General features: G+C 39.6%; 16 protein-coding genes. All 16 read left to right on the top strand.

All coding sequences use genetic code 11. The features are described from left to right. The first annotated feature begins 21 nt into the window (after nucleotides 1-21). The 16 genes from uca to HNQ34_RS01470 all read left to right on the top strand — a co-directional run bounded on the left by uca (nucleotide 22) and on the right by HNQ34_RS01470 (nucleotide 22779). Nucleotides 22-3669, top strand: a complete 3648-nt coding sequence (uca, locus tag HNQ34_RS01545) for an urea carboxylase (RefSeq protein WP_183250995.1) — start codon at nucleotides 22-24, stop codon at nucleotides 3667-3669. Beyond that, nucleotides 3666-5420, top strand: a complete 1755-nt coding sequence (gene atzF / locus HNQ34_RS01540) for an allophanate hydrolase (RefSeq protein ID WP_183250994.1) — start codon at nucleotides 3666-3668, stop codon at nucleotides 5418-5420. Before uca ends, atzF begins: the two co-directional genes overlap by 4 nt. 519 nt (nucleotides 5421-5939) lie before the next feature. Then, entirely contained in the window at nucleotides 5940-6971 is a 1032-nt protein-coding gene (locus tag HNQ34_RS01535; protein ID WP_312856088.1) for a LacI family DNA-binding transcriptional regulator, read from the top strand. Between the two features lie 366 nt (nucleotides 6972-7337). After that, the gene (gene hxlB / locus HNQ34_RS01530) at nucleotides 7338-7883 is read left to right on the top strand and encodes a 6-phospho-3-hexuloisomerase (RefSeq protein WP_312856075.1); all 546 of its coding nucleotides are present in this window, start codon (nucleotides 7338-7340) and stop codon (nucleotides 7881-7883) included. A gap of 43 nt (nucleotides 7884-7926) precedes the next feature. Further along, on the top strand, nucleotides 7927-8940 hold the full coding sequence (gene allD, locus HNQ34_RS01525; protein ID WP_183250992.1) for an ureidoglycolate dehydrogenase: 1014 nt from the start codon (nucleotides 7927-7929) through the stop codon (nucleotides 8938-8940). A 34-nt stretch (nucleotides 8941-8974) separates the two neighbouring features. After that, a complete protein-coding gene (locus tag HNQ34_RS01520; RefSeq protein WP_183250991.1) occupies nucleotides 8975-9925 on the top strand; it encodes a sugar kinase in 951 nt (316 codons plus the stop codon). 20 nt (nucleotides 9926-9945) lie between these two features. Continuing rightward, the gene (locus HNQ34_RS01515; protein ID WP_183250990.1) at nucleotides 9946-10590 is read left to right on the top strand and encodes a bifunctional 4-hydroxy-2-oxoglutarate aldolase/2-dehydro-3-deoxy-phosphogluconate aldolase; all 645 of its coding nucleotides are present in this window, start codon (nucleotides 9946-9948) and stop codon (nucleotides 10588-10590) included. Between the two features lie 17 nt (nucleotides 10591-10607). Further along, nucleotides 10608-11630: a TRAP transporter substrate-binding protein gene (locus HNQ34_RS01510; RefSeq protein ID WP_183250989.1), complete on the top strand. Its 1023-nt coding sequence runs from the start codon at nucleotides 10608-10610 to the stop codon at nucleotides 11628-11630. A gap of 65 nt (nucleotides 11631-11695) precedes the next feature. Then, nucleotides 11696-12241, top strand: a complete 546-nt coding sequence (locus HNQ34_RS01505; protein WP_183250988.1) for a TRAP transporter small permease — start codon at nucleotides 11696-11698, stop codon at nucleotides 12239-12241. Then, on the top strand, nucleotides 12235-13512 hold the full coding sequence (locus tag HNQ34_RS01500) for a TRAP transporter large permease (RefSeq protein ID WP_312856087.1): 1278 nt from the start codon (nucleotides 12235-12237) through the stop codon (nucleotides 13510-13512). Before HNQ34_RS01505 ends, HNQ34_RS01500 begins: the two co-directional genes overlap by 7 nt. A gap of 1195 nt (nucleotides 13513-14707) precedes the next feature. Continuing rightward, nucleotides 14708-15739: a TRAP transporter substrate-binding protein gene (locus HNQ34_RS01495; RefSeq protein ID WP_183250986.1), complete on the top strand. Its 1032-nt coding sequence runs from the start codon at nucleotides 14708-14710 to the stop codon at nucleotides 15737-15739. Between the two features lie 210 nt (nucleotides 15740-15949). Further along, nucleotides 15950-16522: a TRAP transporter small permease gene (locus HNQ34_RS01490; RefSeq protein ID WP_246363654.1), complete on the top strand. Its 573-nt coding sequence runs from the start codon at nucleotides 15950-15952 to the stop codon at nucleotides 16520-16522. A 32-nt stretch (nucleotides 16523-16554) separates the two neighbouring features. Continuing rightward, entirely contained in the window at nucleotides 16555-17832 is a 1278-nt protein-coding gene (locus tag HNQ34_RS01485; RefSeq protein WP_183251307.1) for a TRAP transporter large permease, read from the top strand. Nucleotides 17833-17871: 39 nt separating this feature from the next. Continuing rightward, nucleotides 17872-18912, top strand: coding sequence for a TRAP transporter substrate-binding protein (locus HNQ34_RS01480; RefSeq protein ID WP_183250985.1), 1041 nt, complete (start codon nucleotides 17872-17874; stop codon nucleotides 18910-18912). Nucleotides 18913-19099: 187 nt separating this feature from the next. Next, the gene (locus HNQ34_RS01475; protein ID WP_183250984.1) at nucleotides 19100-20371 is read left to right on the top strand and encodes a nickel pincer cofactor-dependent isomerase, group 22; all 1272 of its coding nucleotides are present in this window, start codon (nucleotides 19100-19102) and stop codon (nucleotides 20369-20371) included. 188 nt (nucleotides 20372-20559) lie between these two features. Then, on the top strand, nucleotides 20560-22779 hold the full coding sequence (locus HNQ34_RS01470) for a dihydroxy-acid dehydratase domain-containing protein (RefSeq protein ID WP_183250983.1): 2220 nt from the start codon (nucleotides 20560-20562) through the stop codon (nucleotides 22777-22779). Nucleotides 22780-22971 lie beyond the last annotated feature (192 nt).

The following is a 22971-nucleotide window of genomic DNA, read 5'->3' as shown; positions in this document are numbered from 1 at the left end:
GCAGAAATGGAGGAAAGGCATATGTTTAAGAAAGTGCTGATCGCCAATCGCGGCGCTATTGCCGTCCGGATTGAACGTACATTGCGCAAACTCGGTATAACATCAGTAGCGGTATATACAAAAGCAGATCAAGACAGTCTCCATGTAGATGATGCTGACGAAGCCGTCCTCATTGGGGACGGTCCCCCTAAAGACAGTTATTTAAATGCCGATCTCATTTTAAAAACAGCCATTGAAACGGGAGCGGATGCAATCCATCCAGGATACGGATTTTTAAGCGAAAATGCGGCATTTGCCCGCGCTTGCCATCAACATGGTATTACGTTTATCGGACCTACCCCTGAACAAATTGAAATGTTCGGGTTAAAACATTTGGCTCGCGAAATTGCCAAAAAAGCAGGTGTTCCTTTACTTCCAGGAACTGAACTCATAACAGAGGTTGAGGAAGCACTGCAACAAGCGGATGTTATTGGATACCCTGTCATTCTGAAAAGTACAGCTGGGGGCGGCGGTATCGGTATGCGCATATGTGAAAGCGAGGAGGATTTGCGTTCTTCCTTTGAAGCAGTACGCCACCTTGCTGAAGCAAATTTTAAAGATGCCGGTGTCTTTTTAGAAAAATATATACAAAAAGCGCGGCATATCGAAGTGCAAATATTCGGCAACCGTTTTGGAGAAGTAGTGGCGTTAGGAGAAAGAGATTGCTCCATTCAGCGCCGTAATCAAAAGGTGATCGAGGAGAGCCCTGCTCCTAATTTACCGGAGCACATAAGAAAAGCGATGTTAGAAGCAGCGAAGCGCCTTGCAGCGGAGGTAAATTATCGAAATGCCGGTACCGTTGAATTTCTTTATGATCCACAAACAGAAGCGTTTTACTTTTTAGAAGTAAACACGCGCCTTCAAGTGGAACACGGTGTAACGGAAGAAGTATTAGGCATTGATTTAGTTGAATGGATGATTCTTGAAGCTGCTGATGCGCTACATCATTTACCGTCATTAGTAAAAAAACCTCAAGGGCACAGCATTCAAGTTCGTCTGTATGCAGAAGATTGCTTTCACAACTTCCGGCCAAGCGCTGGTCAGCTTGATCAAGTGATATTTCCTAAAGAAGCGCGTGTCGAAACGTGGGTAAGAGACGGCATAACGATTACTACACTTTATGATCCTATGCTTGCGAAAATCATTATTCGCGGAAAGGATAGAGCAGATGCGATCGAAAAACTGATTCAAGCTTTGGAAGAAACACGATTATATGGGATCACTACAAATCTTTCATATATAAAAGCGCTTCTACACGAAAAAGATTTTCGAAACGGAAATATATATACACGATTTTTAAACGGATTTTTGCCTGCGGAATATGCGTTGGAAGTGCTGGACGGCGGAGTGCAAACAACCGTCCAAGACTGGCCTGGGCGAATCGGCTATTGGGATGTGGGTGTTCCCCCATCTGGCCCAATGGACTCACTTTCTTTTCGAATTGGAAACAAATTGCTCGGCAACGACGAAGGAGCCCCTGGTTTGGAGCTAACATTACGCGGCGGTTCGTACCGGTTTCGAAACGATATGTGGTTTTGCGTTACTGGCGCGGACATGAAAGCGACGCTCGATGGTAGCCCAATTCCGATGTATAAGCCGATTTTGGCTAAAAAAGGGCAAACACTTAACTTTGGCGAAGCGGAGAAAGGGATGCGCACATATTTGCTTGTTGCAGGTGGCTTTGATGTGCCAGACATTTTGGGCAGTTCTTCTACCTTTACACTTGGCGGCTTCGGTGGACATGGGGGACGCGCTTTACGAACAGGAGATGTTCTTTCTGTTCGTGTCAATAAAGAACATACGTCTATGATCCATACAGAAGGACTTCCTTCAACTTCTAGACCGATCTTATCTAACACTTGGACCATCGGTGTGATACCGGGGCCACATTGTACGGAAGAATTTTTACATCCAGATTATCTCGCTCAGCTAACGGAAACAAAATGGGAGGTTCATTTTAATAGTTCCCGTACTGGGGTTCGTCTAATTGGTCCTGCTCCGCAATGGGCTCGCGAAGACGGTGGAGATGCAGGACTGCATCCTTCGAACATTCATGATAATCCTTATGCGATCGGTACTCTTGATTTAACGGGAGACATGCCGATTCTCCTTGGCCCTGATGGCCCGAGCCTAGGTGGATTTGTGTGTCCTGTTACAACAGCATCAGCAGAATTGTGGAAAATTGGCCAATTACATCCTGGTGATAAGGTATATTTTCAATTAATAACTCTCGAGGAAGCAGAGCTTTTGCGAAAAAAACAGGAAGAATATTTACAATCTATTGGAAATAAAGAGAGAAAAGAGATCGCTATTCCTGAATTGCCAAAACAAAATGCAAAAATTTCAGCAAATTACCCATTGCTTGCTTACGAAGAAAATAATAGAAGATTCCCGATTACGATTCGCTGCTGTGGGGATGAGAACTTACTGGTAGAGTACGGTGAACTGGAACTGAATGTGCTTTATCGTTTTCAAGTACATGTTCTCATGCAAGCGATTAAAGATAGCGGGAAGATTCCGTTTCTCGACATAACACCAGGTATTCGCTCTCTGCAAATTCATATTGACGCATCGAAAATATCCGTTAAGGAAGCATGTCAATATGTTTTAGAGTTAGACAGTACCCTACCTCCTTTGGAGTCGATTGAAGTTCCATCTCGAATTGTCCGTCTCCCGCTTTCTTGGGACGATCCAGCGGCAAAACTGGCAATCGAACGTTATCAACAAAATGTCCGTCCGGATGCACCGTGGTGTCCTAGCAATCTAGAATTTATCCGAAGAATTAATGGTCTTAACAGTGTCGAAGACGTAAAAAACATCATATTTACAGCTAACTATCTTGTTCTAGGATTAGGAGATGTATATTTAGGTGCACCTGTAGCGATCCCACTTGATCCACGTCACTGGCTTGTAACAACGAAATACAATCCTGCGCGCACATGGACGCCAGAAAACGCCGTCGGGATTGGCGGAACATATTTATGTATATACGGGATGGAAGGGCCTGGGGGGTACCAACTTGTTGGTCGAACTGTACAAATGTGGAATAAGCTTCGCTCTACCAAAAATTTTGAACCTGGGAAACCATGGTTATTGCGCTTTTTTGATCAAATCCAATTTTATCCAGTAGAGGCTGATGAACTTTTAAGTATACGAGAAGATTTTTTGCGCGGTCGATTTGAAGTGGAAATTATCGAAACAACTTTTCGACTTGAGGAATATTTAGCTTTTCTGGAATCTATTAAAGAAAGCGCAGAACGGTTTCGCTATCATCAACAACAAGCGTTTCAATCAGAACGCGAACGCTGGAAAAAGCTCGGGCTTGCAGAATATGTACCGGAAGATCATATGAAACCGCTAGACAAAGAGGACGACCTTCCGGAAGGAGCATTAGCGATACGTAGCACCATACCGGGAAGTGTATGGAAAGTACTTGTTTCTCCTGGACAATACATTCGCAAAGGAGATGTATTGATTATTGAAGAAAGCATGAAAATGGAATGTCCACAAGTATCCCCTTATAACGGATACATTGCTTCTGTCCATGTTCGTCCGGGAGAAGGGGTGCAAGCAGGACAAATAATTGTCAGTATTTTTGAGGAAAAAGACGTGGAGGTGTCGACGAAATGAACATTCCTCGCTTGCTAACGATCGGGTGGCTGCAACAGATGTACGCAAAAGGAGCGATTACTCCTAAAGAGGTTATCGACGAAATTATGCGCCGAGCTCAAGAAGAGGCAAATATGAATATTTGGATTACTCCTCCTTCAATAGAATGGATAGAGCCATTTTTACATCAATTGCAGCATAAAGACCCAAAGACGTCCCCGCTTTGGGGCGTTCCTTTCGCTATTAAAGATAATATTGATTTGGCGGGCGTCCCTACTACAGCAGGCTGCCCCGATTACACTTATATACCGACAGAGCATGCTACTGTTGTCGAACGGCTGATCGCCGCTGGTGCCATTCCAGTTGGTAAGACGAATTTGGATCAGTTTGCTACAGGACTTGTCGGGACGAGAAGCCCTTATGGAGAAACACATAACGCCTTCCGGCCGGAATTGATTAGCGGTGGCTCTAGCTCAGGTTCTGCCGTTGCAGTTGCCCGCGGTCACGCCGCTTTTGCTCTTGGTACTGATACAGCCGGATCGGGACGTGTACCGGCTGCGTTAAATCACCTTATCGGATTTAAACCTAGCTGTGGTGCATGGTCGGTAAAAGGAGTGGTGCCTGCATGTGCTAGCCTTGATTGTGTAACGGTATTTACTCATAGTTTAGATGATGCGTTGACAGTCGATTCCATTGTGCGCGGCATGGACGAAAAAGACCCATGGTCCAAAGCTATTCCATCTCCCGTTCCACAGCTTCCCGAAAAAATATATTTGCCAAAAGAGCCGCTTGACTTTTTTGGGCCATTTGCAAGTGAATATGAACGCGCATGGAATCGTGCCGTAACGAAATTACAAACATTGGGCATCCGGATCGAATATATCGATACTCAACTATTTTCTGAAACAGCTTCTCTGCTTTACGATGGTCCTTTTGTGGCGGAACGTTGGGCTGGCTTAGGAGGCTTTGTTGATTCCCATCCACAGGCAACGTTTCCGGTGACAGAGCAAGTTTTACGATCCGGTGCCGCTTCTTATTATGATGCTGCCTCGGTATTTCGCGCTTTACACCAATTGCAATCGATAAAACTAGAGGTTCGCAAGCTGTTGCAAAACGCTGTGTTCGTTTTGCCAACTTGTGGCGGAACGTGGACACGTGATCAAGTAAGAAACGATCCGATTCGCACGAATAGCGATATGGGGCGTTATACAAACCATTGCAATTTATTAGACTTGTGTGCTGTTGCTGTACCTAGTGGCAACGCAGCACCTAGTATTCCATTTGGAGTTACATTTTTTGCTCTTTCTGGACAGGAAGGCCTTATCTGTAGCGTCGCAAACTTATTTTTACATGAAGGTCAACAGCACTCCCAATACGTTTTCTCTAACCATAAAAAAGCAACAACATTCGTCGCCGTTTGCGGTTTGCATATGAGAGGCTTTCCGTTAGAAAAGGAAATGTACGAACATGGCGCACGTTTTGTCCGCGAAGCGAGGACTGCGGCAAAATATCAATTCGTTCGTCTTCCAACCAACCCAGCCAAACCAGGACTCATCAAAAAACGAAAAGGCGGAAGTTCTATTCAATTAGAAATATGGGAAATGCCGATCGATCAATTTGGTGCTTTTGTCGCCTCTATTCCGGCTCCTCTCGGTATAGGGAAAGTAGAACTGGAAGACGGTTGTGAGGTACCTGGGTTTGTGTGTGAAGGATATATGATAGAAGAAGCAGAAGATATTACGGCGTTTGGGGGATGGAGAAATGTGTTTTAGTTGTATCAGGAGAAGAAAATATAGCCGCTATAAACTAAACGGTTTTTGAAATTAACCGTGAGCAAGAGAAGTGCACTGCGATTCGAAAAAAATATAAATTCAGTTAACTATCACGAGTGTTGCTTATCCACTATTTTGCTAAAAAACACAGAATCATATGGTTGAACACAAGCTTTTCTGCCTCTTTCCTCGAACAACACCGCTTCCAGACAAATGTATTTGTCTGTGAAGCGGTTGGTTGTTCGGTCTTTTGTCACGCGAAGGCGTGACGAAGGCCAGTCACAGACTTGCCTCCGACAGTCGAAAAAATAGGGAGTCTGCTTTTTCGTCAGCCACAAGTTAAACTTTCCAGTTGTATTTATATAAAAAGGATTTCTGTTGATAAATGAACTGCGAAAGATCATATAAAATTTTTTGTTGATTTGCCTTGCTATTATCTTAAGAGTATTTTATAATGTAACTAAACCGATTTACTAAACCGGTTTAGTAAATCGGTTTAGTTGAGAATTAATACAAGCCATTAGAAATTATTATTTCGAGGAGATAAGAATGAAAAGAGTAACTATGCAGGATGTTGCGAAACTAGCAGGGGTTTCTAAAAGTACGGTTTCGCAATATCTGAATAAGCGTTACGACTATATGAGTGAAGAGACGAAGCGGCGTATTGAAAACGCTATTAGCGAACTTGGATACCAACCTAATATTGTCGCTAGAAGTTTGAAACAAAAAAAAACCTCAACGATTGGTGTGATTGTTGCGAATATACTTCACTCGTTTTCAACTAAAGTGATAAGAGCTATCGAAGATTTTTGCAACGATAATGACTTTCATGTGATTGTTTGTAATGCAGATGATGATCCAGTTAAAGAAGCAAATTATATTAATATGTTAAGAGCAAAACAAGTAGATGGGTTAATTGTTTTTCCAACAGGCGGGAATTTGGAATTGTACGAAATGATGATAGAACAAAATTTTCCGCTTGTATTTGTAGACAGGATCATTGATGGATTATCAGTAGATACTATTCTTTTAGATAACGAAAAGGCTGCTTATCTGGCCGTTGAGCATTTTGTGAATTGCAATCACACGAGAATTGGAATTATTACTACATCATTAAGTCGTAAAGTTACACCACGAATTGAACGAATTGAAGGATACAAAAAAGCGATGCTTCATTTTGGTTTACCAATTGTGGATGAATATATTAAAGGAGTCGATCTAGATTATATCCAAAACGCCCTAAACACAATGTTTTCTTTAAAAGAACCTCCTACAGCTATTTTGGCGGGGAACGATTTAGTATTGATGGAGATCTTAAGATATGCGAAAGAAAATAGTATAAATATTCCTAATGACTTAGCTTTGATTGGCGTTGATGATGTTCCTTTTGCACCGATTTTCACACCAGCTTTAACTACTATAGCGCAGCCCGCGTTTGAAATGGGGGAAAAAGCAGCCCAGCTTTTATTGGATAAAATTAAAAACGAACATAAAGAACAGGCCCGGATTCATCGTTTTCCGCCGACGCTCATTGTTCGGGAAACGACATAAGAGAATAAGATGAAAATAGAAAGATGTGAAATTCTTTGTTGTAACTTATATATCATCACGCGTGTTGATTGTCCATTATTTCACTGTTATAAAGGCGTAGTAGCATGGCAATAAGCGTATATAGCCAATTAAAACGGGGAGGATGAACCAAGCTTTTCTGCCGCATCCCCGAACAGGAAAGCCAGCGGGCAAATGAATTTTCATTCATCGTTCGGGTTGGGCGTGCACTGTGCATGCCCAGCCGGCAAGCGAATCTAGCCGACTTCGGCAGAAAAGAAAGACATGAATTCGCCAATGCTAGCTGTAACACGCTTCTTATGCCATTTTTGGAAGCGTTAACAGAGGTGGTCAAGGGGGTGGTTTATAGTGATAAGAAGCATCATAGCGACAATTTGCGATGAAGTAAGAACAGTATTGTCAAATATAGATGAAAATGAAGCGTTAGTTTTTGCGGAACGGCTGAATCAAGCTAAGAGGGTTTTTGTTTGCGGGGAAGGTCGTTCGGGGTTAATGGGCAAAGCGTTCGCGATGCGGCTAATGCATGGTGGATACCAAGTATTTGTTGTTGGAGAGACAATTACACCAAGTATTAGACAGGGAGATTTGCTCATTTTAATTAGTGGTTCTGGGGCTACGGAATCCATTTATAGGTTTGCTGTTAAAGCTAAGGAAGTAGGAGCGGAGATAGGGTTAGTTACAACAAATCGAGATTCGAAAATTGCAGAAGTTAGTGATTTTTTATTAACGATCCCCGCCGCTACAAAATACCGTTTACCACATGAACCGGAAACTATTCAACCTTTAGGTAACCAATTTGACCAAAGTGTACATCTTCTATTAGATGCCATTACCATTCATGTTTTGCGGGACAATAATGAGACATTGCGGCAACGTCACGCAAACTTGGAATAACATTATCAAAGAAATGACCATACATAGAAAGGAAGACATTTTTATGGTTGATGTAATCGTTTCCTTTGAAGAACTAAAAGAACTTTGCGCAAAAAAATTAATAAAAGCAGGTGTAAAGCCGGAACATGCTGAGATTATTGCTGACGTTTTAGTTCATGCAGATTTACGTGGGGTAAGTTCGCATGGTGTTCTAAGAACCGAGCATTATGTGAAGAGAGTTAAGGAAGGTGGCATTAACTGTGATCCTAACATCACAGTGAAAGAGACGGGACCGGTGACTGCGATTGTTGACGGTAATGACGGTTTCGGTCATGTCATTTCTAAGTACGCAATGGAGTATGCGATAAAGTTAGCTAAAGAAAAAGGAGTTGGTATGGTAGGGGTTATAAACAGCAGTCATTGTGGCGCTCTATCTTATTACGTTAGACAGGCTGCTTCGGAAAATCTAATTGGAATGGCAATGAGCCATACGGATAAAGTGGTAGTACCTTTTGGAGGAGCGAAGCCTTTCTTTGGCACAAATCCTATTGCCTATGGATTTCCAGCAAGAAAAAACAAACCTGTGATATTGGATATGGCAACAAGTAATGTTGCGTTCGGAAAAATACTCCATGCGAGAGAAACGGGTAAGTCTATTCCTGCTGATTGGGGGGTCGATGAAAACGGAAAACCTACAACTAACCCTCATGAAGTGCAAGCTTTACTGCCTTTTGCAGGCCCTAAAGGTTACGGTCTTGCTATGACTGTAGACATTTTCTCCGGTATTCTAGTTGGCGCGGCTTTTGGACCGCATATTGTGCCAATGTATGGAGACTACGATAAAAAACGTAAGCTTGGTCATTTTTATTGTGCTATTAACCCAGCAATGTTTACCGATCTCCAATCATTCTTAGAAAATATGGACAAAATGATTGATGAAATCCATGAGGCTCAACCGGCTGAAGGGTTTGAAAGAGTCATGGTTCCAGGGGAACCGGAACAACTTCGTGAGGAAGAGAGAATGAAAAATGGCATTCCAATTCCTGAAAGTATTTATAACTATTTAATTCAAGATTAATGAGTTTTTGGATATGAAAAGGAGGTGATACAGCTTGGACGTTGTAACGTTTGGAGAAACTATGGTGCTTTTCACTCCGGATTCAACCGGTCTAATGAGATATGCGAACTATTTTTCTAGAAAATTCGGAGGCGCTGAGTCCAATTTTGCCATCGGCTTAACGAGGTTAGGACATCAAGCCGGTTGGATTAGTCGGGTCGGTGATGATGAATTTGGTAAAGCTATGGTTGCATTTATTGGCGGGGAAGGTGTTGATGTAAGCCAAGTAAAAGTGGATGAGTCGGCACCAACGGGCATTTATTTTAAAGAATTGCGGAGAGCTAATGATGTTAGAGTTTACTATTATCGAAAATATTCTGCTGCCAGCCGCATGGTGCCTGAAGATTTAGATGAACGATATATAGCTCAAGCAAAATATCTTCACATCACTGGAATTACTCCGGCTTTGAGTGAAAGCTGCTACGAAACGGTTATGCATGGAATCGAGATAGCTAAGAAGCACGGTGTCAAAATAGTCTTTGACCCGAATCTAAGAAAAAAGCTTTGGCCGGAGGAAAAAGCAAGAAAAACATTGTTAGAAATCGCTTCAAAGGCTGATATCGTACTGCCTGGGATCGATGAAGCTGAGTTTATGTTTGGGCAAGTTGATCTAGAACAATTAGGAAAGCGCTTCCTTGAACACGGTGCTTCCATAGTTGTCCTTAAAGTGGGAGCAAAAGGTGCTTACTATTTTACAGGTACGGAAAGTCGACTAGTACCGGGATTTCCTGTTGAGCAATTGGTCGACCCTGTTGGCGCGGGAGATGGTTTTGCTTCGGGGTTTGTGTCAGGGTTATTGGATGGATTAAGTCTTTACGATGCTGTTCAACGAGGGAATGCCGTTGGTGCATTTGCCACGATGGTGAGTGGTGATGTAGAAGGATTGCCTGATCGAAAAGAGTTGGAGGCGTTTCTTCGTTTTGAAAACAAAGATGTGAATCGTTAGAAAGGGAGGTGATATAACTCATGAATTTATTGGAACAAATCAAACAAAATGGTATTGTTGCTATTATTCGTGGGGCGAAGCCAGAGAATATTCTTCCTATTGCTAAGGCTTTACGCGATGGAGGAATAAAGACGCTGGAAATTACGGTGGAAACGCCAAAAGTGTTAACTCTCATCGAACAAGTAGCAAGTGAGATGGGGGACGAGGTAATTGTCGGAGCAGGCACCGTACTCGACTCGGAAACAGCGCGGGCGGCGATTATGGCAGGCGCAAAATTCATTTTTTCGCCTACCGTTAATGTGGAAACTATTAAACTAACAAAACGCTACGGTGTAATTAGCATTCCCGGCGCCTTAACTCCGACAGAAATTTTAACAGCATATGAACATGGGGCAGATGTTATTAAAGTTTTTCCAGCGAGTGCATTTGGTCCTCGCTATCTTAAGGATATTCATGGACCATTGCCGCATATTCCGTTGATGCCAACTGGAGGGGTGGATCTAGGAAATCTTGCTGAATATATTCGAGCGGGGGCTGTAGCTGTTGGAATTGGCAGCAATTTAGTCAATACAAAAAAACCGATGGATGAAGCTTATTTTCAAAATCTTCGTAAGACTGCAGAAGAGTATGTTCAAGGGGTTAAAAGAGCAAGAAATTCACAGTAAAACAAGGGGGCAAAATTATGAGAAAAATGAAATGGTTAGCTGTTATTTTAGCTGTTATGCTTACTGTTGTATCCGGATGTGGTCAAAAACAATCACAATCAACAAATACTAATTCAGGCAAAGATGGTGTGAAAACGATCAAAATTGCACATTATTTTGCAGCCGATCACCCACAAAACATTGCTTTAAAAGAAAAATTTAAACCAATGGTGGAAGAAAAAACAAACGGTAAGATTAAAGTGGAAATTTATGAAGCAAACAAATTAGGTGATGAAGCATCTTTCACAAATGGCGTTCGTAACGGAACAATCGAGATGGCGATCGCTGGAATGGGCTTACAAACAGCTCAACCAAAAATTGGTGTTGTAGAATGGCCATATTTATTTAGAGACTATGATCATGCTCGCAAAGTGTTAAATGGGGAAGTGGGAGAAGAAATTAAAGAAGAGTTTCGCAAATTAGGTGTAGAACCAATTGGTTGGACTGTTAACGGATTCCGCGTTGTTTCTGCGAATCGACCAATTAAATCGATGGATGATTTTAAAGGATTTCGTCTAAGAATGCCTAACGTTCCGATTTTTGTGGAAACCGGAAAAGCAATGGGTGCCAATGTAACTCCAATGGCGCTTTCTGAAGTATTTACTGCGTTAGAACAAAAAGTGATTGATGGACAGGAAAACCCGTATCTAACTTTAAAGGCTAATGGTTGGTATGAAGTTCAAAGCCATGTGATTGAAACGAACCATATATTTAGTCCAAACGTTTACTTAATTAATAAAAAATTATTCGATGGATTCGATAAAGAAACACAAGAGATTATTTTAGAAGCTGCGAAAGCATCTGCTGATTATGAATGGGAGTTAGCATTAAAGGCAGAAAATGAAGTAAAAGACTTCTTGAAAAAAGAAGGAATGGAAATCATTGTTCCGGATCAAAAGTTTAGAAGCGAGTTAGAAAAAGCGATGGATCCAGTCTACGAAAAACTTTACGAACAATATGATTGGGCAGAAGAACTAGTAAAGAAAATTCGTGAGCAATAAGACAGCCGGTTCATGGGATTCATCCTGAATCCCATGAAATCCTTTTTATTGAAGGTGGGAGTCATATGGAAAGATTGTTAAAGATTTTAAACAGCTCCTTAAATGCATTAATTACCGTCATTTTATCGGCAATGTGTATTTTCGTATTTTTAAATGTTGTTTTACGCTATGTATTTAACTCTGGATTAACTTGGTCAGAGGAATTAGCGCGTTATTTGTTTGTTTGGGTTGTTTTCCTTGGGGCTATTGTTGCAGCAAAGGATAAAAGTCACTTGGGAGTAGATTTACTTGTCCGTATTTTGCCGCACGGATTACAAAGAGCTGCTTATGTATTATCCAATATTGTGATCATCGTTGTACTCGGTTTGTTTATTGATGGGCTGATCAAAATGATGGCTTTGAACAGCGGAATAACAAGTCCAGGAACGGGTTTACCGGTGGCTTTATTTTATCTTGCAGGTTTATTCGCCGCTGTCTGCATGATTGGTATCAGTATCATCCAAGCGGTGCAGTTTGGATTCTTTAATCGGAATTCCCCATCATGGGCAAAAAAAGAGAAAAATGTTAATGATATGAATTTATTAAATGAGAATGGGGGAACTAAATCATGATTTGGATTTTTTTAGGTACATTGTTCCTCTTTTTGTTTTTAGGTGTTCCAGTAGCAATTTCCATGTTGGTTAGTGCCATTGTCATGATGTTTGTATTAGGGATGTTTGATACACAAATTGTCGCTGAAAATTTAATTAATGGTGCTAATAGCTTTGCATTAATGGCAATCCCGTTTTTTATATTAACAGGAGAAATTATGAACGTTGGCGGCGTTTCTAAAAGGATTGTTGATTTTGCAAGCGCTTTAGTTGGGCATATCCGTGGAGGATTAGGGTATGTTGCTATTATTGCTGGTGTTATTTTTGCCGGAATTTCTGGTTCAGCTGTTGCAGATACGGCCGCATTGGGTGCTATCTTAATTCCGATGATGATTGCTAATCGTTATAATAAAAATTCATCGACTGGATTAATAGCTTCGGTCGGAATTATTGGCACAGTCATTCCTCCAAGCATTCCAATGATTCTTTTTGGAGTAATTAGCGGTGTGTCTATTACAAAACTATTTATGTCGGGAATTGTACCGGGCGTTCTAATGGCCGTTGGTTTAATGATTGTCTGGTATTTTGTATCTAAGCGGGACAACAGTGAAACTTTACCGAAAGCAACAGCAAAAGAAAGATGGGAAGCATTTATACGAGCATTTTGGGCGTTGCTTTTGCCCTTGTTAATCATTGTAGGTCTTCGCGGGGGAATTTTCACACCGACGGAAGCAGGGATTGTTGCTGCCGTTTATGCATTAATTGTGAGCTTATTCTATCGCGAATTAAAATTATCTGATTTACCGAAAATTTTTGTAGAGACAGCGAAAACAACAGGAGTAGTGATGTTCTTGGCCTCAACAGCAATGGTATCTGCTTATGTTATTACAGTGGCACAAATTCCAGCGGAGTTAGGGACTCTGTTAGGCGGGTTAACTGAGAACCCTACTGTACTATTGCTCACGATTATGTTGTTGTTGTTCTTAGTTGGTTGTGTCATGGACCTTACTCCAGCAATTTTAATTTTTACGCCTGTACTGTTACCTTTAGTACAACAAGCAGGTATCGATCCGATTTACTTTGGGTTGCTCATGGTTATTAACTTGTCAATCGGCTTAATCACTCCTCCGGTAGGAACTGTACTGTACGTTGGCTGCGGTATTAGTAAAATAAGTATTATTGAAATGACAAAGGGAGTACTACCATTTTTATTAGTTGAACTCTTTGTTCTTGTTTTATTAACGATATTCCCAGAACTTGTTACGATTCCATTAGGCTGGTTTGGTGAATAATCATATGTAACATATGGGGGAGAAAATAGTAGCAAGATTTCAAGTGATTATCCCCCTGTCCCTACTATACTTTATGAGACAAGGAAGCGTGTTGAACTAACAGACGCATTTAGTTGAGGAAGGCAATAAAAGGACTGGGAAAAACCGGTTCTTTTTCTTTTGTTGATATAAAATTCTCATTTTAGTCCCCTGCACAATAGCTAAATAGATCAGTTACTGCATTCCCCCCTCGTGCACTTGACGACATACATTCCGCTTGTTGCTTTGAGGATTACAACATCTGATGTATATGACCTATGACCTTGCTTTGAGAAATCAATCACAGCGATCATTTTCACATCGTTTTGAATTTCTTCGGGAATTTCTTGAATATTGAATTATGTTTCTACATATAGGAAGAGAATTGTTTAGCCAAAGGTGCTGGGGTTCAAGGGTGCCGATGTTCTGCTTCGACTACAGTTATAATAAAACGATAAACTTGTAACCGAACAGGTACGATCTTTAGATGGGAAAAGGAGATGGAAAATTTATTGAATATATACTTGACTATTTAGAAAATTTGTAATATTATAAAATCAGTCTAATGGTGTTAATTTTTAATTATATAAGAACATAGTTTTATAATATAAAACAACTGTAGGGAAATATCATTTATTTTTGAAAGCGCTTAATCAAACAAAGATTATTACCTTTCGTTTTTAGTTTAAGGTACCCTCTAGTTTTTTATAGATCTAACGAAAAGGAGGGAGTTTGGGAGTAATGAAAAATTATAAGACATAAGACCAAATTAACAGTCGTTATTTTTTTCTCTTGTTATAAAACTTTATTCTATAATGTAAAACACTTTTATTATATAAAAACTTAGTTTTATAATATAAAACATATATATTTTTGAAAGCGCTTAATCACACAAAGGTTATTATTATTTATATAAGTTCAGATGAAAAGCCGACATAAGTAAGATGCTCAGGAGAGGTAAAAAGAACAGTCTGAATACTTTTATACATATGTCGGAAAATCAATCTGTATAAGTTGAATTTTTGTTTTACATCCCAGTCATTCAGCAAATGTAATACATGCCGTCTATAAGCAACATGGTTACAAATAATAGGTAAAAAATTCTTTGTTACAACTTGTATTAAGGTAACCACTAAATTTTTTATAGATTTAATGAAAAGAAAGGAGTTGTAGAGTAATGAAGAAAAATGTCCCATTCATGCTTATGTTTTTCACTTTACTTTTTATTTTCTTGTCAGGGTGTAGTGCCGAAAGACAGGTTGCACAAGAAAGCGGGAAGAATGGCGGAACTAAAGTAATTAAAGTAGCAAATTATTTTGCGGAGGATCATCCACAAAACGTTGCATTGAGGGAAAAATTTAAAAAAATTGTTGAAGAAAAGTCAGGTGGAAGTCTTAAGGTGCAGATTTATCCGAATAGTACTCTGGGAGCCGAAAAGGAATTTTATGATGGTGTGCGTAATGGAACTATCGAAATGGGTATCCCGGGATTAATTATGCAAAATGATATTCCGAAAATGGGAGTGCCGGAGTGGCCGTTTTTATTTAAAGATTTTGAGCATGTCAAAAAAGTATTAAACGGTCCGATTGGAAAAGAATTGACGGCAGAGCTTGAAAAACAACATGGCGTTCGCCCATTAGCATGGAGTGCGAATGGATTTAGAATGTTCTCGGCCAATAAAACAATACACTCTATGGAGGACTTTAAGGGTTTACGCATTAGAATGCCTAATATTCCTAACTATATTACTATGGGAAAATTGCTCGGAGCAAATGTTACGCCAATGCCAATATCGGAAGTTTTTACAGCACTGGAACAAAAAGTGGTTGACGGGCAGGATAACCCGATTGCTACACTGCGCGCTTCGGGATGGTATGAGGTTCAAAGTGATGTACTGGAATCAAAACATATGTTTAGTCCAAATGTCTATATTATTAATAGTAAATTTTGGAATAGTTTGACCTCAGAGCAACAAAAAATTATCGAAGAAGCTGCAAAAGAATCAGCCAATTATGAATTTGAACTTATGGAAAAAAGTTATGGGGAAGACAAAAAGTTTTTGGAACAACATGGAATTAAATTTACAACTCCTACCCCAGAATTTACTAAACAAATGCAAGAGGCGGTACAGCCGCTATATGATGAGATTTTTAGTAAATATGACTGGGCAAAAGACTTGTATGAAAGAATAAAAGCAGAGGCTAAATGAAGTGAAATCACGACTGTTGATTATCTATTATTTTCTGTGAAAATAACGGGTCCATGAACGGTTATTTTCATACATGGATGGGGAGCAAAGCTTGCTCATGACAGATATGGCTGAACACAAGCTTTTCTGCCGACTACGGCAGAAAAGCTTGGGATAGAGCCATTTTCAACACACCTAAAGTGAAATAAAAGAAAGGGGCGGAAGATCCTATTGAAGAAACTTAGTAAGCCGGCAAACGACATTTTGAACATTTTGATCGTATTATCGCTTGCTATAATGAGTATTTTAGTATTCGGCAACGTTATTTTACGCTATATATTTAACTCTGGAATAACTTGGTCTGAAGAAATGTCGCGTTTTCTATTTGTATGGATGGTTTTTTTAGGAGCAATTGCTGCCTTGAGAGAAAATATGCATCTTGGAGTGGACATTGTGATCAATGCATTGCCTCGTAAAGCAAAAAAGGTAGTATTTATGATTAGCAACTTGCTAGTTTTGTATGTTCTTTGGTTATTGTTAAACGGAAGCTGGAAAATGACTGTTTTAAATATGAACAGCAAAGCTCCAGCGACAGGAACTCCTTTAGGTTTAGTGTATGGTATAGGCATTGTAACAAGTGTAGGAATGGCTGTTATAGTTTTAACAAATATGTTTCGAACGCTCTTAGTACGAAATGGATCGTTATCTATGATTTCCAATTCCGATGAAGCGATTGCTACTGGGACAGCTGACGATTGTGACCAGGAAACCAATGGTAACAATTCTACAAAATTAACTATTTAAAAATACACAAAGTTCAAAATAATTGGAGGGGGATTATGGTAGGGATATTTTTAGGTTCGTTATTTGGTTCACTAGCCATCGGTGTTCCGATTGCTTTCGCACTGATTATAAGCGGTATCGCCTTAATGGTTTTCATGGGAAATTTTGATAGCCAGATCGTTGCGCAAAACCTTATAAACGGAGCAAATAACTTTTCATTAATGGCGATTCCTTTTTTCGTTCTTGCCGGTGAGTTGATGAATGCCGGGGGAATATCAAAAAGAATTGTTGCTTTTGCGATGTCGCTCGTTGGTCATATACGCGGAGGATTAGGCTTTGTTGCCATTATTGCGAGCGTTTTATTTGCTGGTTTGTCCGGTTCAGCAGTAGCGGATACTGCCGCGCTCGGGTCAATTTTGATTCCGATGATGGTTTCGAGAAAATACAACGTGAATCGATCAACTGGTATTGTTTGTGCTGCTGGAATTATTGCTCCTGTGATTCCTCCAAGTATCCCGATGATTATTTTTGGAGTAACAGCAGGTGTCTCTATTACGCAGCTGTTTATGGGGGGGATAATTCCAGGAATTTTAATGGGAGTAGGACTAATGATTGTATGGGCAATACTTTCTAGTAGAGAAACGAGTGAGTTGCCAGAAAGGAAAACAACTAAAGAAATTATTACAGCAGTACGTGAAGCTATTTGGGCATTGCTACTGCCGGTGATTATTATCGGTGGATTAAGAGGAGGAGTGTTTACTCCTACTGAAGCAGGAGTTATAGCAGCATTTTATGCCTTATTAATCGGGACACTAGTTTATAGAGAGTTGAAAATTGCAGATTTGTATCAAGTTTTCCTTACAGCTGCCAAAACAACAAGTGTTGTTATGTTCGTTGCAGCTGCTGCTATGGTTTCCGCCTGGTTAATCACTGTGGCAAATGTACCGGCAGAAATGGCGAATACGCTCGGGGGATTAGTTAATAAACCTTTACTACTTATGATCATTATCAACATCTTGTTATTATTAATTGGCTTGGTTATGGACCTTACACCGGCAATCCTTATCTTTACGCCAGTTTTGTTACCACTTGTTAAGTTAGCCGGAATCGATCCAGTTTACTTCGGGATTATTATGGTAATTAACTTGTGTATAGGATTGATTACTCCACCTGTAGGGACTGTTCTATATGTAGGATGTGGAATTAGTAAAGTTAGTCTGTGGGAATTAACGAAAGGAATTTGGCCATTTTTGATTATTCACATTCTAATTCTATTACTACTCATTTTATTCCCATCGATCATTACTGTTCCTTTAGAGTGGTTTAGTTAATCTTAAAAAATAAAAAACTCAAAAATTGGGGGGAACATGATGAGAAAAAGAAAGATGATTAGGAAGATGATGTCAGGACTTTTGTTAATAGGGCTTGTTTTTGTAAGCGCTTGTAGTTCTAATGCTACTCAAGGGAATGACCAAAAAGAACAAGCAAAAGTGATCAAGGCGGGAATTGGGTTAAATGAGGATCATCCGCAAGGGCAGGGGCTTCTGAAATTCAAAGAAATAGTAGAGGAAAAAAGTGCAGGAAAATTAAAGGTGCAAACATATTTTAGTGCTTCTTTAGGCGATGATTTAAAAATGACAGAGGCACTTCAAGGTGGCACACAGGAAGTTACTATTCCATCTACATCTCCATTAGTAGGGATGATTAAAGAATTTGGTGTGTTAGATTTTCCATTCCTTTTTAATACTGCAGAAGAAGCAGATACGATTTTAGATGGACCTATAGGAAAAAAATTATTAGAAAAACTTCCGGAACATGGATTGGTTGGTCTTGCTTATTGGGAAAACGGGTTTCGACATGTAACAAATAGCAAGAATCCAATCAATACAATGGAAGATTTTAAAGGTTTAAAATTGCGGACAATGCAAAACGAAGTGCATATCGATGCGTTTAAACAACTTGGTGCTAATCCGACGCCAATGGCTTTTTCTGAAGTTTTCACTGCACTTGAAAGCAAAACAATCGATGGGCAAGAAAATCCGTTGGCAACAATTAAATCTAATAAATTTTATGAGGTGCAAAATTATTTGAGCCTTACTAAACATGTTTATACTCCGTTTGTTTTCTTGGTCAGCAAAAAATTCTGGGATAATTTATCACCAGAAGAGCAGCAGATTTTAAAGGATGCAGCTGTGGAAGCTGGCAAGTATCAACGGGAGCTTAGTCGTCAAGAAGACAAGAAGGCGCTAGAGGAATTAAAGAAAACAGGTATTAAGATTAATGAAGTAAGTGATGAGGAACGTAAGAAGATGGAAGAAGCAATTAAACCTGTTATTGATAAATATGCTAAAAAATTTGGCGAAGAACTTGTAAAGGAAATGTACAGTGAATTAGAAAAAATTCGTCAATAAAAATATGGTAGTTCTAAGATAATATATAGAAAATATTGTAATAAAAGATAGACAGGGAAGAGAAAGCATCTGTGAAAATAAAAGAATGCAACGTTTACGTCTCTTCCCTATTTTCCTAATAAGGCGTAATGGGTTCACGTTTTGTCTTGTTTGTATATTGAAAAATCAGGCAACAGAGGGAGGAAAAATGGGGATAATTAAGGAGTTACTTAAAGACGTACCAATTCCCAAAATGATAGGAGTTAGACAAAATTTTCATGCCCCTGAAATTACAAATGTTCCTAAAGCAGTTCATGAGAGCATTAAGCGAGCCAATGTTCTCCATAGAATTTCTCTTGGTGATCGAGTGGCAATCGCTGTTGGAAGCCGTGGAGTGGCAGACATACCAATCATTACTCGGGAAGTTGTGAATGCTGTTAAACAGGTAGGCGGGATTCCTTTCATCGTTCCAGCAATGGGTAGCCATGGAGGAGCAACTGCGGAGGGGCAGAAAGATGTACTAATACATTTGGGAGTGACAGAAGAGTTTGTCGGTGCACCTATTTGTTCTAGTATGGAGGTAGTCGAAGTCGGACGGTTAGATAATGGTCTTCCAGTTTACATAGATAAGCTTGCATATGAGGCAGATAAAATAATCGTTATAAATAGGGTTAAACCACATACAGCTTTCCGAGGACCTGTGGAAAGTGGATTAATGAAAATGATCACAATTGGTCTCGGTAAGCAAAAGGGTGCAGAGGCTGCCCATCAATATAGTTTCAAGTATATGGCTAAACATGTTATCGAAATGGCCAAAATAGTGATTAGTAAGGTACCGATTATTTTTGGTGTGGCCGTTTTAGAAAATGCATATGATCGTCCCGCAAAAATCGTTACGGTCCCAGCCGAGCATTTCGAAACAGCGGAACCTGAACTACTGCTGGAGGCGAAAGCGTTGATGCCAAGAATTATGTTTAGCCCGATTGATGTGCTTGTAATAGATGAAATAGGAAAAGATATTTCAGGAGATGGAATGGATCCAAATATTACAGGCAGGTACGCTACTCCATATGCAACTGGCGGTCCGGAAGTAACACGTATAGTGGTATTAAGTTTATCAGAAAAAACACAAGGCAATGCCAATGGTATTGGCCATGCTGATATTACAACAAATAAAGTTATGGAACAAATTGTATGGGAAAAAGGGTATGCTAATGCTCTAACAAGTACAGTCGTTTCTGTAGTAAAGTTACCAATGTTTTTAGAGACAGAGGAACTAGCAGTAAAAGCAGCCATCAAAACGTGCAATGCTTTTGATATTAGCAGAGTTAGGATAGTCAGAATAAAAAATACGCTAGAACTCAGGAATATTTGGATTTCTGAGAGTCTTCTAGATGAAGCGAGACAAATAAAGGAGATAGAAATTTTATCGGAACCTTTCGAAATGGACTTTTCATTGAAGTATCTCAATCCGTGGTGAATAACTGTTTAGTTTCTTAAAAGTTTCGTTAAGTCAAGCGATTTTGGTACTCTATTTTTTACCTAATAGGTGAGAAGATGGAATGATGCAACACAGATATATCAACTTTTTTCAGTGATTGTCACCAAAATTACTAAGAATTCAGGTGAATTATTCATAAATACATTATTTAGAAAAGAGGGAGCTCAATGGTGGCGATTAAATATCCGTATATTGAAAGCAAAGTTAACCCATATCGCGACAATGTGCAAGGGAAGGCCAATGAACCTATATGTGTGGCAGGGCTTCTTGATCGTTCTAAGCAAATCCTTGGTGCCGAATTAAAAGGGATGCAACCAGATTGGACACTTGAAGAAATTTATGATCGATTGCATAACAATGCTCCTCGAATTGCGATTATTGGGGGATCTGCTGACCACCCTGCGCATATTATGGATTTTCAAACGATTGCTCGAGCTGCCATTCGCATTTGGCAAAATGGAGGAGTTCCATTTCAATTTTCAACCCCAGTAATGTGTGATGGAACGGCACAGAGCAATCAAGGGATGAGCTACTCTTTGCAAAGTCGGAATGCTGTCGCACAAATGATCGTTAATCAACTAGAATCACATAGCTATCATGGTGCTTTTGTCATTCAAGGATGTGATAAACAGCCGCTTGGAGTTGTCAGTGCTTTAGCCCATATTGATCGTGTACGTAGAGAAAGAGGAGAAGCTCCTTTCTTTGCTACCTTTGCTCCAGCACATGTTTTAAAAGGAGGAACGATTCCGCCAAAGTTATATGCCGAGTTAGAAGAAGTGGCACGGCATGCTGAAGCAATAGGGGAAGAGGATATTGCATACGATTTGCGCGATGCTCTTTCATATATTTTACAATGTTCGTCCAACACTGCTTTCCAAGGTGTGTTAGAAAGGGCAAAGGAAAAAGGGATTATTACGAAAGAACAACACGAAGATTATGAAAAACGTTTAGCAGTGGCAACTTGTGACAGTAAAGGTGGAGTGTGTGCGTTCAATGGGACTGGTAATAGTTCAAGACATATTATTGCAGGATTGGGATTGATTCACCCTGCACTGGAACTTTTAACTGCTCCACCGACACAGGAACAAATAAATGAAGCGCTGGATAGCTTAGTATATTTGATGAATAACCCAATATATGGGGTTACTAATATAATGGCTACGAATATTAAAAATGCTATTAGAATTCACAGTGCTACTGGCGGGTCTACAAATATTATGATGCATATTGTTGCTGCAATGATTTATGGAGGGTATAAGTTCGATTTATGGGAGTACGATAAAATTCATCATGAAATACCGGTTCCAGATTTGTTTGATTATAGTCTCACACAAGGAAGAGATATCTATGCTTTAGCTATTCAGTGTTGCAGTGGAAAAATAAGAGGAATGGAAACCGTATTTTATGAATTGATAAATAATGGAGTTCCAATGGACATTGATGCACCAACTGTTACAGGAACAACATGGCGGGAAAGGCTTTCTATAAAGAAAGATCAATTACTAGCTGAAAATGTGAAAGATAACCCGATTATCTTTTCTAAACCAAGACGACCATTTAGTGGTGTAGATGTTTTATCAGGAAATTTCTTTGAAAGTGCAGTAGTAAAAATTAGCGGGATGACAACAACGCAAATTGATGAGTTCGATAAGAAAGTAGCATTTGTTTTATATTACGAGAATGAGGATGATGCGAATGAAGGGCTTTTAGATGTTAATTTGTTAGAAAAACTTAAATTAAAGCGGAGTTTTAGTTATAAAAGCTTAATGACCGTACTAAAACATAATTCTCCACATTTATATGATTCGTTAAAAGTGAAGGAATATGATGAATTATTCGAAACAATGGTGAAAGAGGGAGCTCTAAAGATAGCTGTAGTTATATCTGGCCAAGGACCAGAAGCGTTTGGTATGCCAGAGATGTTTACACCGATGCAACATATTAATGCGAATAGGCAGTTAAAGCGTATTGCCACACTTATTAGTGATGGACGCTATTCAGGTGTAACATATGGTGCCGCTATAGGTCATATGACCCCGGAAGCGATCGAAGGTGGAGGTATACTTTATTTGAAAACAGGAGATCTCTTGTATATTGGACTTCGGGAACGAAAAATTCAATTTTTGAATGAAAGTGCTTTTCAAAATGATCAACTTTTATTTGAATTTGAAAGCATAAAACAGGAAAGAAAAGAGATAGCGAGAAGCAGGTTAGAAAATATGCGTAAACGTCAACGGCGTATCGCAGCCAGCAATCGTTTAATTGGACATACGGATGCTGCAAATGGAGTAGTCCCTTTCTATGTTGCTGAAGAAGCAGTATACGATTATAAAAAAGATGTTATTTTCCCGGCTTATAGGGAGTTGAATAGCAACCCGAATCCGTGATGATTAAAGGTTTCGTCAAATCACTATTTGATATGATTGTAACCAAGATAGCTGCGGATTCAGGAGTAAGTAAAAAGTGGAGGGGAATACGATAAATTTTTGAAAGTATTTAAAGTGGTGGCGATAATAATTATTTTTAGTTAGTACTCTTCACTCTCTATAATTATAATTAAAGTAACTAATTGTTAAAAT

This window comes from Anoxybacteroides tepidamans (genome assembly GCF_014201465.1).
Classification (GTDB): Bacteria; Bacillota; Bacilli; order Bacillales; family Anoxybacillaceae; genus Anoxybacteroides; species Anoxybacteroides tepidamans.
This window is presented reverse-complemented; position numbering and strand designations above follow the sequence as displayed.

Bases quoted from the DNA above. Each gene is read 5' to 3' on its own strand.
- uca (WP_183250995.1), top strand. From the start codon at position 22: ATGTTTAAGAAAGTGCTGATCGCCAATCGCGGCGCTATTGCCGTCCGG.
- HNQ34_RS01505 (WP_183250988.1), top strand. From the start codon at position 11,696: ATGGAAAGATTGTTAAAGATTTTAAACAGCTCCTTAAATGCATTAATT.
- HNQ34_RS01515 (WP_183250990.1), top strand. From the start codon at position 9,946: ATGAATTTATTGGAACAAATCAAACAAAATGGTATTGTTGCTATTATT.
- HNQ34_RS01495 (WP_183250986.1), top strand. From the start codon at position 14,708: ATGAAGAAAAATGTCCCATTCATGCTTATGTTTTTCACTTTACTTTTT.
- HNQ34_RS01470 (WP_183250983.1), top strand. From the start codon at position 20,560: ATGGTGGCGATTAAATATCCGTATATTGAAAGCAAAGTTAACCCATAT.
- allD (WP_183250992.1), top strand. From the start codon at position 7,927: ATGGTTGATGTAATCGTTTCCTTTGAAGAACTAAAAGAACTTTGCGCA.
- HNQ34_RS01510 (WP_183250989.1), top strand. From the start codon at position 10,608: ATGAGAAAAATGAAATGGTTAGCTGTTATTTTAGCTGTTATGCTTACT.
- HNQ34_RS01480 (WP_183250985.1), top strand. From the start codon at position 17,872: ATGAGAAAAAGAAAGATGATTAGGAAGATGATGTCAGGACTTTTGTTA.
- atzF (WP_183250994.1), top strand. From the start codon at position 3,666: ATGAACATTCCTCGCTTGCTAACGATCGGGTGGCTGCAACAGATGTAC.
- HNQ34_RS01475 (WP_183250984.1), top strand. From the start codon at position 19,100: ATGGGGATAATTAAGGAGTTACTTAAAGACGTACCAATTCCCAAAATG.